16 protein-coding genes and 1 tRNA gene are annotated in these 14,371 nt (G+C 57.0%); 11 read left to right on the top strand and 6 right to left on the bottom strand.

Annotated elements, in window-relative coordinates; translation table 11 throughout:
• The 5 genes from ACR0K9_RS05440 to ACR0K9_RS05420 all read right to left on the bottom strand — a co-directional run.
• Positions 1-510, bottom strand: a 510-nt coding sequence (locus tag ACR0K9_RS05440; protein ID WP_480821373.1) for a hypothetical protein, incomplete at its 3' end; no start/stop codon positions are given.
• Between the two features lie 273 nt (positions 511-783).
• Positions 784-2,601, bottom strand: coding sequence for a translational GTPase TypA (gene typA, locus ACR0K9_RS05435; RefSeq protein ID WP_480536554.1), 1,818 nt, complete (start codon positions 2,599-2,601; stop codon positions 784-786).
• 76 nt (positions 2,602-2,677) lie between these two features.
• Positions 2,678-2,893 carry an SMR family transporter gene (locus tag ACR0K9_RS05430; RefSeq protein ID WP_480595257.1) on the bottom strand — a complete coding sequence of 72 codons (216 nt, stop codon included), beginning with the start codon at positions 2,891-2,893 and terminating at the stop codon, positions 2,678-2,680.
• Positions 2,894-3,383: 490 nt separating this feature from the next.
• On the bottom strand, positions 3,384-3,629 hold the full coding sequence (locus ACR0K9_RS05425; protein ID WP_480536557.1) for a hypothetical protein: 246 nt from the start codon (positions 3,627-3,629) through the stop codon (positions 3,384-3,386).
• Positions 3,629-4,282, bottom strand: coding sequence for an alpha/beta hydrolase (locus ACR0K9_RS05420; RefSeq protein ID WP_480469767.1), 654 nt, complete (start codon positions 4,280-4,282; stop codon positions 3,629-3,631). Before ACR0K9_RS05420 ends, ACR0K9_RS05425 begins: the two co-directional genes overlap by 1 nt.
• Positions 4,283-4,460: 178 nt before the next feature.
• Here ACR0K9_RS05420 and iscR point away from each other — a divergent pair, with 178 nt between their 5' ends.
• From iscR to ACR0K9_RS05365, 11 genes are all read left to right on the top strand, one after another.
• Positions 4,461-4,919, top strand: a complete 459-nt coding sequence (gene iscR, locus ACR0K9_RS05415) for a Fe-S cluster assembly transcriptional regulator IscR (protein WP_480536558.1) — start codon at positions 4,461-4,463, stop codon at positions 4,917-4,919.
• 54 nt (positions 4,920-4,973) lie between these two features.
• The gene (locus ACR0K9_RS05410) at positions 4,974-6,053 is read left to right on the top strand and encodes a cysteine desulfurase family protein (protein ID WP_480821371.1); all 1,080 of its coding nucleotides are present in this window, start codon (positions 4,974-4,976) and stop codon (positions 6,051-6,053) included.
• A gap of 18 nt (positions 6,054-6,071) precedes the next feature.
• Positions 6,072-7,592, top strand: a complete 1,521-nt coding sequence (gene sufB, locus ACR0K9_RS05405; protein WP_480536561.1) for a Fe-S cluster assembly protein SufB — start codon at positions 6,072-6,074, stop codon at positions 7,590-7,592.
• A gap of 175 nt (positions 7,593-7,767) precedes the next feature.
• Positions 7,768-8,253, top strand: a complete 486-nt coding sequence (locus ACR0K9_RS05400; RefSeq protein ID WP_480536562.1) for a hypothetical protein — start codon at positions 7,768-7,770, stop codon at positions 8,251-8,253.
• A gap of 155 nt (positions 8,254-8,408) precedes the next feature.
• Positions 8,409-9,248 (top strand): polysaccharide pyruvyl transferase family protein, encoded by an 840-nt coding sequence (locus ACR0K9_RS05395; protein ID WP_480821369.1) that lies wholly within the window; start codon positions 8,409-8,411, stop codon positions 9,246-9,248.
• Positions 9,235-9,990 carry a Fe-S cluster assembly ATPase SufC gene (sufC, locus tag ACR0K9_RS05390; RefSeq protein WP_480536564.1) on the top strand — a complete coding sequence of 252 codons (756 nt, stop codon included), beginning with the start codon at positions 9,235-9,237 and terminating at the stop codon, positions 9,988-9,990. Before ACR0K9_RS05395 ends, sufC begins: the two co-directional genes overlap by 14 nt.
• Positions 9,990-11,270, top strand: coding sequence for a SufB/SufD family protein (locus tag ACR0K9_RS05385; protein ID WP_480821367.1), 1,281 nt, complete (start codon positions 9,990-9,992; stop codon positions 11,268-11,270). The genes sufC and ACR0K9_RS05385 overlap by 1 nt, the downstream gene beginning before the upstream one ends.
• Positions 11,270-11,755, top strand: a complete 486-nt coding sequence (locus ACR0K9_RS05380; RefSeq protein ID WP_480536566.1) for a YIP1 family protein — start codon at positions 11,270-11,272, stop codon at positions 11,753-11,755. The genes ACR0K9_RS05385 and ACR0K9_RS05380 overlap by 1 nt, the downstream gene beginning before the upstream one ends.
• On the top strand, positions 11,752-12,318 hold the full coding sequence (locus ACR0K9_RS05375; RefSeq protein WP_480821365.1) for a Yip1 family protein: 567 nt from the start codon (positions 11,752-11,754) through the stop codon (positions 12,316-12,318). Before ACR0K9_RS05380 ends, ACR0K9_RS05375 begins: the two co-directional genes overlap by 4 nt.
• Positions 12,319-12,331: 13 nt before the next feature.
• Positions 12,332-13,552 carry a cysteine desulfurase gene (locus ACR0K9_RS05370; protein WP_480821363.1) on the top strand — a complete coding sequence of 407 codons (1,221 nt, stop codon included), beginning with the start codon at positions 12,332-12,334 and terminating at the stop codon, positions 13,550-13,552.
• 55 nt (positions 13,553-13,607) lie between these two features.
• A tRNA-Arg gene (locus tag ACR0K9_RS05365) sits at positions 13,608-13,684 on the top strand.
• Positions 13,685-13,788: 104 nt separating this feature from the next.
• Here the strand turns inward: ACR0K9_RS05365 and mepK are convergent.
• Positions 13,789-14,358: a peptidoglycan L,D-endopeptidase MepK gene (gene mepK, locus ACR0K9_RS05360; RefSeq protein WP_480536304.1), complete on the bottom strand. Its 570-nt coding sequence runs from the start codon at positions 14,356-14,358 to the stop codon at positions 13,789-13,791.
• Between the last annotated feature and the right edge of the window lie 13 nt (positions 14,359-14,371).

The following is a 14,371-nucleotide window of genomic DNA, read 5'->3' as shown; positions in this document are numbered from 1 at the left end:
GTCGTCGCCTTTGCCGTCGTCGCCTTTGCCGTCGTCGCCTTTGCCGTCGTCGCCTTTGCCGTCGTCGCCTTTGCCGTCGTCACCTTTGCCGCCGCCACCTTTGCCGCCGTCGTCGTTTCCGTCGGGATCTCTATCGTCGTCGTCCGGATCGTCGTTACCTGAATTGGAACTGTTTGTCGCTCCATCATCACCGCGCTGGTTTTCATCGGCTGGACCATCGCCAGACCGCTGATCCGTAAATCCGATAGATGCAGTTGGAAAGTCCGTCAGGACTGCGGCGAAGTTGGGGCAATCAAGCAGAGTCCGTTCGAGGATGGACTCGAAATCAGCCCTGCGCTGGATATATTTCAGCATCCGAGAACTGACGACATCGCAAGCGCAAAGGGTATTGGACGATACCGACTGTTTGGCGGTCGCGACGGTGCACATTGCGCTGGCTGAAGTTGGCGCCAAAACGGGCAATGTTGCCGAAAGAAAAACAATGGATAACAGTTTGGATTTGATGCGCATGGCGCCACTCCTGAATACTCGTTAACTACACCGCGATATACAGAAGCGGCGTCATATTTTGAACATGAAGTGATCAATATTCCGTCGTTTTTGCAAGGAGAAGGCGAGGCGGATTCGTTCGGATATACCTAGGAGAAAATATAAATTTAATAAAAACAAAGGGTAAGCCTGATACGCGGGCTGACCCTCATTTCGTGGAGGTGTTTGGATGTGACGCAAAATTGCCACGATTGCGCCATTGTTTCCAAACTGTGAACCAGATTACTGCAAGGCCTACGCGGATTTGGACATTCTTTTACGTTCGTGCGGATCCAAGTAGCGTTTGCGCAGGCGTACCGCATTCGGTGTCACCTCGACCAGCTCATCATCGTCGATATAAGCGATGGCCTCTTCCAGCGAGAACTGAACATGCGGGGTCAGCCGGACAGCATCGTCCGAGCCGCTGGCGCGCACGTTTGTCAACTTCTTGCCCTTCAACGGATTCACCTCAAGGTCGTTGTCGCGCGAATGCTCGCCGATCACCATGCCCTGATAGACATCGGTCTGCGGCGCAACGAACATGCGTCCACGTTCCTCAAGATTCCAAAGCGCATAGGCGACAGCTTGTCCGTTCTCCATCGAGATCAGGACGCCCGCGCGACGACCGGGAATCGGCCCCTTATGAGCGGCCCAGCCATGGAATACGCGGTTCAGAACGCCGGTGCCGCGAGTGTCGGTCAGGAACTCTCCATGATAGCCGATCAACCCGCGCGACGGGACATGGGCGATGATGCGGGTCTTACCCGCGCCTGCAGGGCGCATCTCGGCCAGTTCGCCTTTACGCGCACCGGTGATTTTCTCGATTACCGCGCCGGAATATTCGTCATCCACGTCGATGGTGACTTCTTCGATGGGTTCCAACCGCTGGCCATCTTCCTCGCGGAACAGAACTTGCGGGCGCGAGATGCTGAGCTCGAACCCTTCGCGGCGCATGTTTTCGATCAGTACGCCCATCTGCAATTCGCCACGGCCCGCAACCTCGAAGGCCTCGCCACCGGGGGTGTCGGTGATGCGGATAGCGACGTTCGATTCGGCCTCTTTCATCAGGCGGTCGCGGATCACACGGGACTGTACCTTCTTGCCGTCACGGCCCGCCAGCGGCGAGTCGTTGATGCCGAAGGTCACGGTGATGGTCGGCGGATCGATGGGCTGGGCGGGCAGGGCCTCATCCACTTGTGGAGAGACGAGTGAATCCGCCACGGTGGCTTTGCTCATGCCGGCGATGGTGACGATGTCACCCGCTTCGGCCACGTCGATGGGCTGTTGTGCCAGACCGCGGAACGCCAGAATCTTCGAGGCGCGGAAGTTTTCGATCAGGGTGCCATCACGGCTGAGTGCCTTGAGGCTGTCGCCTGCCTTCAGTGTGCCGCTTTCCACGCGGCCGGTCAAGATGCGTCCGATGAACGGATCGCTGCCAAGCGTCGTGGCGAGCATCCGGAACGGTTCGTCCTTTTTCTCGATCTGCTTGGGAGCCGGGACGTGATCGACGATCAGATCGAACAGCGCGGTCAGGTCCTTGCGCGGCCCGTCCAGTTCCATATCTGCCCAACCCGAACGACCCGAGGCGTACATGGCGGGAAAGTCCAGCTGATCGTCGTCAGCGCCGAGATTGGCGAAGAGATCAAAGCACTCGTCCAGCGCCCGGTCGGGCTCGGCATCGGGTTTGTCGACCTTGTTCAGAACCACGATCGGGCGCAGGCCCAGTGCCAGCGCCTTGGAGGTGACGAACTTGGTCTGTGGCATCGGCCCTTCAGCTGCGTCGACCAGCAGGACGACTCCGTCGACCATCGACAGGATACGTTCCACCTCACCCCCGAAATCGGCGTGGCCGGGGGTGTCTACGATATTGATACGGGTATCTTTCCACTCGACCGAGGTCGCCTTGGCCAGAATGGTAATGCCGCGCTCGCGCTCGAGATCGTTGCTGTCCATGGCGCGTTCCGCCACGGCCTGATTTTCCCGGAACGCACCGGATTGTTTGAGCAGCTCATCCACCAGCGTTGTTTTGCCGTGGTCCACGTGAGCGATGATTGCGATATTGCGCAGGTCCATGAGAGGTCAGCCTTTGAACGGGAAGTTGCCCGGCGCATAACGTGGTGCGGCGAAATATACCAGCCCTAACCGCCAGTCAGTGGCTGGCAGTGGCGGAAAACAGGTGGATGATCAGAAACCCACTCAGAATCATGCTGAGCCCCAGGATCGCGGACCAGTCGAGGCGCTGTCCGAATACCAGAAAACCAATCAGAACTATCCCAAGACCGGACCAGATCGAATAGACAATCCCGACCAGCAGGGCCCTGTGCGTCAGCGCCATAAGATAAAAGGTGCAGCCGTATCCAGGCACGACAGGAAGCGCGGGCCAGAACCGGGTGATTGCAGACTCCTCTACAATGCGGTTGAACCGAGTGTTTCGGCCATCAGGCCAGCAACGGGATCGGGCAGATCCTGGGCGCAAATGGATCTCTTGTTCGTGGGGTTTTTAGGCTGCGTTTGAGCACAAGCGGCAGGACGCGGGCAGGGCATTTCGAAACATGTTTGCGATTTGGATTAAATTGACCAAAGGTCAGGTAAACCTGACTATTCAGAGAATTGCATGTCATGGTAGTACTTTACGTGTTTAATGGTGTGTTTTCTTAACGAGTTTCCAAAAATGACGACTTTTTCAAAATCTGTCATAATCGTTTCGGTAATGATCGTGGCGCTCGGGTGGCTTGCAGACGGGGGGTCCGTCGACATTGATGCAGCCCAAAATGTTGATCGGTATATCGGGGTTCCAGTTTAAGCGTCCGCCGAACGATTTTGAAAAAGGAGCTCTCGGGCTCCTTTTTTTTGGCTTATTGCTTTTCGATCGCTTTCAATTTTGACCGATGTTCGGACAGCTTCTTGACCACGTACTGCCGCGCCTTACGCTCGGCCAGCCTGACGCGGATTTCGGTCAGGAACGCCTCTTCCAGCGATTGCGATGCGGCCGCCAGAACGTCCCCGACCTCGACGAAAAAACGCTCTTCGCCGATTTCATCCATAACCTTGATCGTGTCTTCGGCCAATTTGGCCGCAAGGGTATCGATGGTGTTCGACATCAGCGGGTGTTCTCAGTCAGACGGCGTTTCACGTAATCGGTCACGTCGGTCATTAGCGTGTCCATGTGACGATCCTGGAAGAAATGGTCCGCACCTTCGACCTCGTGATGAGTGATGGTGATGCCTTTTTGCTCGTGCAGCTTGCCGACCAATGAGGTGGTGTCGGCCGGCGGCGCTACGCGGTCGGCCGAACCATTGATGATCAGACCCGAAGACGGGCAAGGCGCCAGGAACGAAAAATCATACATATTGGCAGGCGGCGACACGCTGATGAATCCGGTGATTTCGGGGCGGCGCATCAGCAGCTGCATTCCGATCCATGCGCCAAACGAGAATCCGGCGACCCAGCAGTGTTTTGAGTTGTTGTTCATCGACTGCAGATAATCCAGCGCCGATGCCGCATCGCTCAGCTCGCCCACGCCCTGATCATATTCGCCCTGGCTGCGACCTACGCCCCGGAAGTTAAAGCGCAGGACGGTGAAGCCCATGTTGTAAAAGGCGTAATGCAGGTTATAGACGACCTTGTTGTTCATGGTCCCGCCGAATTGAGGATGCGGGTGCAGCACGATGGCGATCGGTGCGTCTTTTTCCTTTTGCGGGTGGTAGCGGCCTTCCAGGCGGCCTTCGGGTCCGGGAAAAATCACCTCGGGCATGTGTGCTTTGGTCCTGTTTTTTGCCGTATCTGACCCGAGACTATCTTGACGGTAATCGTCGGGTACTTTAGAACGGTTCTAATTACATCTATGTCGCGTAAAGACGCTGTCAGTGGGAGATACGCACTGGCTGCAGCGGCGTCAATGTTTTCGCGCGTTCTTGCCGAGAGGGAATGATATGAAGCTGTCGACCAAAGGCCGCTATGCGATGGTTGCGCTTGCTGATATTGCACTGCAGTCTTCCGACAAGCTGGTGACTCTTGGCGAGATATCCGAGCGTCAGGATATTTCTCTTCCCTATCTCGAACAGCTGTTCGTCAAACTGCGGCGGGCCGAACTGGTCAGCTCGGTGCGCGGGCCGGGCGGCGGGTATCGCCTGGCGCGTCCTGCGTCGGATATTCGAGTGGTTGAGGTTCTGGCAGCCGTTGATGAAACGGTAGATGCGTTGCACAAGGGTGCAGGTGCTTCGGGTGGGTCCTCGGGCAGCCGGGCGCAATCGTTGACCAACCGTTTGTGGGAAAGTCTGAGTGCGAATGTCTATGTCTTCCTGCACCAGACCCGCCTGTCAGATGTGATCCGGAACGATTTGGCGCCTTGTCCGGCTGTACCTAGCCTGTTTGCTGTCGTAGACGACTGATCCTATGAAGCCGTCAACCGACCAACCGCTGAGCGCACAGAAAAAGATGTATCTATGAAACGGGTTTATCTGGATCATAACGCCACAACACCGCTGCGGCCCGAGGCCCGGACTGCCATGATGGTGGCGATGGATGTGGTGGGCAATCCATCATCGGTTCATGCCGAGGGGCGGGCAGCGAAGGCGGTCGTCGAACGCGCGAGGGCGCAGGTGGCCGAGGCTGTCGGCTGTCGCCCGCAAGAGGTCATTTTCTCCTCGGGCGCGACCGAGGCCGCGCGGGTTCTGGAAAATCGCCCCGAAGGTTGCGACGTGTTTGTCGACGCCACTGCTCACGATGCGCTGTGGTCGCATTTCGATCTGACCCATTGTGGCGAGCGTCCGTATGGCCCCGGTCACACACTGGCGATGGGGCTTGCGAATTCTGAGACCGGGATCATTACCCAGCCGCCCAAAAAGGTGGAAAATCAGTGGCCCTATGGGGCGCGGCGCGCGGACTGGCTATTGTTGGACATAACTCAGGCCGTGGGGCGTATCCCGTTTTCTTTCGCCTGGAGTGGTGCAGATATGGCGATCCTATCGGCGCATAAGATTGGCGGAACAAAAGGTGTGGGGGCGTTGATCTTACGGCAAGGTCTCGATATCGAGCCTTTGGCCAGCGGTGGTGGTCAGGAGATGGGGCGCAGATCGGGCACCGAAAACCTTGTGGGTATCGCCGGGTTCGGCGCGGCTGCCGAGGCTGCTCAGCGTGATCTGGAAGATGGCATATGGGAAAATGTCAGGGAACTTAGAAATATTCTAGAAAACGCTCTTGAGGCTGGTTCTAAATCTACTATTTTTGTCGGGAAAGATCAGGAGCGACTCCCGAATACCCTGTGTTTTGCGACGCCCGGCTGGAAAGGCGAAACGCAGGTAATGCAGATGGATTTGTCGGGCTTTGCCATCAGCGCAGGGTCCGCTTGTTCCAGCGGCAAGGTCAAGACCAGTCGGGTTCTGACTGCAATGGGATTTGATGAGGCGGTGGCCTCAAGCGCGGTCCGCGTTTCGCTGGGCCCGCAAACGACGGAAGAAGATGTGTTGCGTTTCGCAGAAACGTGGCTGGAAAAAGAGAAAAAGCATCGCGCGCGCGCCGCGTGATCAGACGGAGGGTGTCAGATGGCCGCTTTGGACCAGACCCAGGTAAAAGAGGGTGTCGATCAGGAAACCGTTGATGCGGTACGCGAGGTCAGCACCTACAAATACGGTTGGGAAACCGACATCGAGATGGAATACGCGCCGAAGGGCGTGAATCCGGACATCGTTCGTCTGATCTCGGAAAAGAATGAAGAGCCTGAATGGATGACCGAATGGCGTCTGGCTGCGTTCGAGCGCTGGACCCAGATGGAAGAGCCGAACTGGGCCATGGTCAGCTATCCCAAGATCGATTTTCAGGACCAGTATTATTATGCGCGCCCGAAATCGATGGAAGAGAAGCCCAAGTCGCTGGACGAGGTCGATCCCAAGCTGCTGGCCACCTATGAAAAGCTGGGTATTCCTCTGAAAGAACAAATGATCCTGGCAGGCGTCGAAGGTGCTGAGGACGCTCCTGCCGAGGGCCGCAAGGTTGCGGTCGACGCGGTGTTTGACTCGGTTTCGGTTGGCACGACCTTTCAGGCCGAACTGAAAAAGGCGGGCGTCATTTTCTGCTCAATCTCTGAGGCGATCAGAGAGCATCCCGAACTGGTCAAGAAATATCTGGGCTCTGTGGTTCCGGTATCAGACAACTTCTATGCCACGCTGAATTCGGCCGTGTTCTCGGACGGCTCGTTTGTCTACATCCCGCCGGGCGTGCGCTGCCCGATGGAACTGAGCACGTATTTCCGCATTAACGCGGAAAACACCGGTCAGTTCGAACGCACCCTGATCATCGCCGACAAGGGGTCTTACGTGTCCTATCTGGAGGGCTGCACCGCACCGCAGCGCGATACCGCGCAGTTGCATGCGGCGGTGGTCGAGATCATCATCGAAGAAGATGCCGAGGTGAAATATTCGACCGTTCAGAACTGGTTCCCCGGGGATGAGAACGGTAAAGGCGGCATTTATAACTTCGTGACCAAACGCGCCGATTGCCGAGGCGACCGGTCCAAGGTGATGTGGACTCAGGTCGAAACCGGTTCGGCCGTGACGTGGAAATACCCGTCCTGCATCCTGCGCGGTGACGACAGCCAGGGTGAGTTCTACTCGATCGCGATCACGAACAACATGCAGCAGGCTGACACCGGCACCAAGATGGTGCATCTGGGCAAGAACACCAAGTCGCGCATCGTGTCGAAAGGTATCAGCGCGGGCAAGGCGCAGAACACATATCGCGGTCTGGTCTCGATGCACCCCAAGGCCAAGGACAGCCGCAACTATACCCAGTGTGACAGCCTGTTGATCGGCGACAAATGCGGCGCGCATACGGTTCCGTATATCGAGGTCAAGAATAACTCATCCCGCGTGGAACACGAAGCGACGACATCCAAGGTGGATGACGATCAGCTGTTCTATTGCCGCCAGCGCGGCATGGACGAAGAAGAAGCGGTGGCGCTGGTCGTCAACGGGTTCTGCAAGGACGTGTTGCAGGCGCTGCCGATGGAGTTCGCCATGGAGGCGCAGCAATTGGTGGCAATTTCACTGGAAGGCTCGGTCGGCTGAGGCAAAATGCAGACCTGTTCGATCATAATCGGTGACGCATTGCGCACTGGGCGCAGCAGCGATGGGCCTTTGGTGGCCTGGGGTGCTGCTCGCCCGGAGATTGTGAATTGCCCTTCGAAAATCTCCTTGCTAAGCAAGCAGGAGGATTTCGATTGTGTAATTTATAAGTGCGCCCATGAGCAAAGAGCAGGCTTCGAGTTTTCAGGATCGCGTCGAACGTATCAATGCGCGGGCACTGGAAACCAAAAAACAGGCACCAAAGCGACGGCCCGATACGGTCTGGACCCGACTCTCCTATCCGCTGGCATTCGTCGGAGCTTTTGCTCTGGGGATCGGGGCGTTCTTTCTGTCTCGCTATCTGCAATTGCAACTGGCCGGGCTTCCGGGCGAGTCGGGGGGCGGCGGGCAGGATTTCATCGGCTTGGCGCTGGCTGGTGGCGTCGTCTTCATGATCTCGTTTTTGTTGAAGAACAATCAAAAGGAATTCGCGTCAGCAAGCGCGTTCGCGATGATTTTGACCACCTTCACGTTTCACAACGCAGTGTGGGCCTATCCCGACGCGTTCGAAGTGGTTTACGGCCCGGAATGGGTGGATTTCGTAAAGCAAATAACGGTGCCGAACAGTATTCAACTGTTCCACATTGCGATCGAGTTCAACTGAGCGCTTGCACCCGGACAACCTTCGTTTGCTGCGCGGCATCTGATCATCTCCGAAATACGACGTCGCCGACCTGCCGCAAATTGAGCGGGAAGCGCGCACAGCTGCAGACCTGTTGTGATCGTCATGCCTGCGCAATGGTGGAGCGTTGAGTTGAGATGAAAGCGATTGCGGACTCGCCACAGAAGTTGCCCATCAGATTGTTCTGGTGGAAAGGCGCGATGAATTTCGGTGATGATCTTGCGCGTGCCGTGGTTTCGTACGCAGCTGACAGACCCGTGAGTTGGGCGCGCCCTGTTAAGGCTGACCTATTTGCCGTAGGTTCGATCATGACGATGGTGCGGCGCGGCGCACTCAAGCGTGGTTCGGATGTGAAGCCATTTGTCTGGGGTACCGGTTGTATGGGGCCGCTGAGGCCCGACTTCCTGAACGCCGTTGAACCGGTGAAAGTTGTTCGCGGCCCGATTACAGCGTCATTCCTGGACCTTTCGGATGTTGCGTTCGGTGATCCGGGGCTTCTTGCCAGCCAGACCTTCGTCAGGGACCGGGCGCAAGAAGACGTGATCGGCCTCGTGCCTCATCACACAGAAGTTGACGATCCTGATATCAAGTCGCTTGTCGATTCTGATCCCAAAATTCGACTGATTGATACCCGACGGCCTGCTCATGTCGTCTGCGCTGAAATTTCAACTTGCGCCAAGATCTACTCGTCCAGTCTGCATGGACTGGTAGTAGCTGATAGCTATGGTGTATCTAATCATTGGTTTTTGAACAATAAAATCCACCGATCGGGAACTCTCAAGTTTTATGACTATGCAGCTGGGATTGAGCGCGCAATGCCCCGACCCCTTGAATTGGCTGATATTGCAAAACACGCAGCCAAAGAGACTGCGGCAAAGCTTGAATATCAGGATGGAATAGACACAAGCCGGGCAAGCCTGCTGGAGAGCTTCCCCGCAATCGAAACAGAGATGGAAAAAGAAAATGCTGGAAATTAAAAACCTGCACGTAAAGCTTGAGGAAGAAGACAAGCAAATCCTCAAAGGCGTCGATCTGACGGTCGAGGCCGGCAAGGTGCATGCGATCATGGGGCCAAACGGCTCGGGCAAGTCGACGCTCAGCTATGTTCTGTCCGGGCGCGATGGCTATGAGGTGACCGAAGGCTCGGCCACGCTGGCTGGCGAAGATCTGCTCGAGATGGAGCCGGAAGAGCGGGCGGCTGCGGGTGTGTTTCTGGCATTCCAATACCCGGTCGAGATCCCGGGCGTCGGCAACATGACCTTCCTGCGCACTGCCGTGAACGCGCAACGCAAGGCACGCGGACAGGAGGAACTGTCGGCTACGGACTTCCTGAAAGAAGTGCGTGCCAAGGCCAAGACCCTGAAGATCGATGCGGACATGCTGAAGCGCCCGGTCAATGTGGGTTTCTCGGGCGGCGAGAAAAAACGCAACGAAATCCTGCAGATGGCGATGCTTGAACCCAAGATGTGCATCCTGGACGAGACCGATTCAGGTCTGGATGTCGATGCCATGAAGCTGGTGTCGGAAGGTGTGAATGCGCTGCGTGACGAGGGGCGCGGCTTCCTTGTGATCACGCACTATCAGCGCCTGCTGGATCACATCAAACCCGATGTCGTGCACATTATGGCAGACGGCCGCATCGTGAAAACCGGTGGCCCCGAGCTGGCGCTGGAAGTGGAACATAACGGTTATGCCGATATTCTGGCCGAGGTGAACTGATGGCTTTGCCCCAAGCAAAACAGACAGCAACCGAGGAACGGCTGGTCTCGATGTCGATGCCAGACGCCGGATGCACCCGCAAGGCGCGCGAGGCTGCACTGGCACGTGTACGCGAAATGGGTCTGCCCGGTCGTCGGGATGAGTATTGGAAATACACCCGCCCGGATTCGCTGACCACGGCCGATGCCCCGACCGCCGCAGTATTTCATCATGATGAACCACTGATGTTCAATGAATTTGATCGCCTCAAGATAGTGTTCATTGACGGTGTGTTCAGCCCGGATGAGTCTGATGACCTTTCGTTGGAAGGGGTGAAAATCGACCGTCTCGAGGATATCTGCTGCAAAGATATCCATTGGGCCAAAGAGTTGTACGGCGTTCTCGAAGCGAAAGGCCAACACCCGGTTCAGCGGCCGTTGGCGGCATTGAATACCGCGTTCGCCTCGGACGGTGTGGCCATTCACGTCACCGGAAAGCCATCGAAACCGATCAGCCTGATCTATCGCCATGAATCCGAGACCTCGGATGCGATCCTGCACCACATCGTGCGAGTCGAAAGCGGGGCTGAGGTGACGATTCTTGAAAACGGCCCCGCAGCGTCGCGTTTCAACAAATGCATGGAGATCGATATCGCCGATGGCGGCACGTTGCATCATGTGCGTGCGCAAGGCCGTGATCATCAGCGCCGCGCAGCGACTCATATGTTCACGCGCATGGGGCACGAGTCGGTTTATAAATCGTTCACTCTGACGGTGAACGGTGTTCTGACCCGCAATGAGCAGGTTATCGAACTGACCGGAGACGACGCTGTGGCGCATGTGGCGGGCGCCTGTGTCGGCGACGGTGATTTCCATCATGACGATACGGTTTTCATCACCCATGACGCGGTGAACTGCGAAAGCCGTCAGGTGTTCAAAAAGGTTCTGCGCAACGGCGCGACGGGCGTGTTCCAAGGCAAGATCCTGGTAAAAGAAGGCGCGCAGAAGACGGATGGTTATCAGATCAGCCAGTCTCTGCTGCTGGATGACGACAGCCAGTTTCTCGCCAAGCCCGAGCTTGAGATCTATGCCGATGACGTTGCCTGTTCACACGGCTCAACATCAGGCGCGATTGATGAAACGGCGCTGTTCTATCTGCGATCTCGTGGCGTTCCGGTCAAGGACGCGACTGATATGCTGACGCTGGCCTTCCTTGCGGAAGCCGTGGAGGAGATCGAGGACAAAGCACTGGCCGAAGTCATCGTCGAACGTCTCGAAAGCTGGTTGGCGCGCCGAAGCTGATGCCGGTCACAACCGATATCGTGGCCACATATCGCGGACCGGGGCGCGTTGTACGTCGTCTGTTGGATATGGGGCCACGTGAAGACCGTGCATTGGCCTTCGTAATGGCCTTTTGCGTGATCGGCTTTATCGCGCAACTTCCGGGACTTGCCCGAAAGGCCCATCTGGAAGGGGCAGAGCTGAACATGCTGATGGGCGGTGCCTTGCTGGGCTCTGTTTTCATTCTGCCGCTACTCTTTTACCTGCTGGCATGGGTAACCCATCTCGTCGCACGGGGCTTTGGCGGCAAAGGCACCAGTTATGGCGCTCGTCTGGCCTTGTTCTGGGCACTTTTGGCGTCGGCCCCCTTGGTATTGCTGAACGGTCTGGTGGCCGGCTTCATCGGTCCGGGCCCCACACAGTCGCTGGTCGGTTTGTTCTGGGTTGCGATTTTCGTCTGGTTCTGGTTCTCGGGGCTGAGACAAACGCAAAGGGCGCCTGAATGAGCTCTGCCTTATTGATGAGAATGGTCGTTCTGACCCTGTCGAACCCGGCTGAGGCCGCACGACGTCTGTTGTCGATGAAGCTTGGTAACGACGTGCTGTGGCTGGCTTTTTTTCTGGCGGTGATTCTGAATGCGCTGGTGCACTCTGCATCGACTATCATCTTGCCGCTGATTTCGGCTGACATGCAGCAACTGGCTGTGCCAATGTCGCGCACCTTGTTGGTATCCGCCGCAGCCATCGTGATCAGCGTGGTGGCCTTTCAGTTGGTCGGCCGCATGCTGGGTGGAGCGGGCGAGATCAATGAGGTGGCGACTCTGGTGATCTGGCTGCAAATACTGCAGATCGCTGGTCAGGCGGTTATTCTTGTGGTCGCGTCTTTCGCCCCCTTCCTGTTCCTCCCGGCCAGCCTGGTGATGCTGGGTCTCAGCCTCTACATCACCCTGCATTTCCTGAACGAAGTGCACCGCTTCGACTCGCTTGGCAAATCCTTTCTGGTGATGCTCATCGCAGGCGTTCTGGCCGTCCCCTTCGTTCTTTGGTTGACCCCTGGCGGGTCTGTATAGGGAATTCCTGTTCATGTATGACGTGCAGAAAATCCGCGCTGACTTTCCGATCTTGTCACGACAGGTGAACGGCAAGCCGCTGACCTATCTGGATAATGGCGCATCGGCGCAGAAACCTCGGATGGTGATCGATGCGGTCACACAGGCCTATGCTCATGAATATTCGAATGTGCATCGCGGCCTGCATTACTTGTCCAACCTTGCAACCGAAAAATACGAATCCGTACGGGGCACAGTCGCGCGGTTTCTGGGCGTTGTGGACGAGAATGAGATCGTATTGAACTCCGGCACGACCGAGGGGATCAATCTGGTCGCCTATGGCTGGGCCATGCCGCATCTGCAGGCCGGAGACGAAATCGTCCTGAGTGTGATGGAGCATCACGCCAATATCGTGCCCTGGCATTTCCTGCGCGAACGGCAGGGCGTCGTGTTGAAATGGGTGGATGTGGATGCTGCGGGTCATCTGGACCCGCAAGCGGTGATCGACGCGATCGGGCCCAGAACCAAACTGGTCGCGGTGACCCATTGCTCCAACGTGCTGGGGACTGTTGTCGATGTCAAAGCCATCACGCAAGGCGCACACGCCAAGGGCGTGCCGGTTCTTGTCGACGGCAGTCAGGGCGCGGTTCACATGCCGGTCAATGTGCAGGATATCGGCTGCGATTTTTACGCGATCACCGGCCACAAACTCTATGGTCCATCCGGGTCAGGTGCGATTTACATCAGCTCGGACCGCATGACCGAGATGCGCCCGTTCATCGGCGGCGGAGACATGATCAAGGAAGTCTCCAAAGATCAGGTGATCTACAACGATCCGCCCATGAAATTCGAGGCCGGAACCCCCGGTATCGTCCAGACCATCGGTTTGGGCGTGGCGCTGGATTACATGATGGATCTGGGTATGGAGAACATTGCCGCGCATGAGGCAGGGCTGCGCGACTATGCCATGCAACGCCTGACCGGGCTGAACTGGCTGCAGGTACAGGGCACCACCGCCGACAAGGCCGCGATCTTCAGCTTCACGCTGGACGGGGCAGGGCACGCGCATGACGTTTCGACCATTCTGGATAAAAAAGGTGTTGCCGTGCGTGCGGGTCACCATTGCGCCGGGCCGCTGATGGACCACCTGGGCGTCACCGCCACCTGCCGCGCCAGTTTTGGTCTTTATAATACCACGGATGAGGTCGACACTCTGATCGATGCGCTGGAATTGGCGCATGATCTGTTTGCCTGATCCGGTCGTATTTGCAGTTGCACCCGGATCGGAACGAGGGTAGCTAACGGCCAAGGCACCTGTAGCTCAGCTGGATAGAGCGCTGCCCTCCGAAGGCAGAGGCCAGAGGTTCGAATCCTCTCAGGTGCGCCATTTTCTCAGTGTTGATGCGCCGTCTGACACAGATGATCAGGCAAAACAAAACCCCAACAGCATGGGCTGAGGGGGTTAACTCAACAGAACGAAGTTCTTAGCGATTAGCCGCGCCAGGTACGGATGACGCCGCAATCCATGTGGACGAAGTTCGAGCCATAGTATTGTCCGACGCCGCCCGCACGGCAGGACATTGCAGCCTTGGCCATCTGTGAAACCGAGCGCGACGACAGGCGCAGATCGGCGGCCTGGCCTTTCATGTGCAGCGAGTTCTTGGCAACCCCGCGCGATCTGGAGCGCAGCATGGCGTTGGTTTTGGGGGAGCGGTAGCCAGAGAGCAGCATATAAGGTTCGCTGACGTCCAGCATGTTGTGGGCGGCTGCCATGATGTCGATGGTGCGCAGGTCCATGGGTTTTACCTGATCATTGCGCCAGTCGCGCATGAAGTAGTTCACTTCTTTGACGGCGTCCTTGATGTATTTGCCATCGACCCAATATACCATATCGAGACGTTCGCCCGTGCGTCCCGAATACATGCGGATGCGACGAATATCGCCCCCGCCGCGAAGGAATCCTGCTGCCTTGGAATAGGTCGGAGCTGCTACGACTGCCGTTGCTGCGAATGCACCCAATAGGGCACGACGGGTCAAACCCGATGCACTGCTCTTGGTCATTTTCTGTTTCGTC

Source organism: Ruegeria sp. L12, from assembly GCF_056531745.1.
This window is presented reverse-complemented; position numbering and strand designations above follow the sequence as displayed.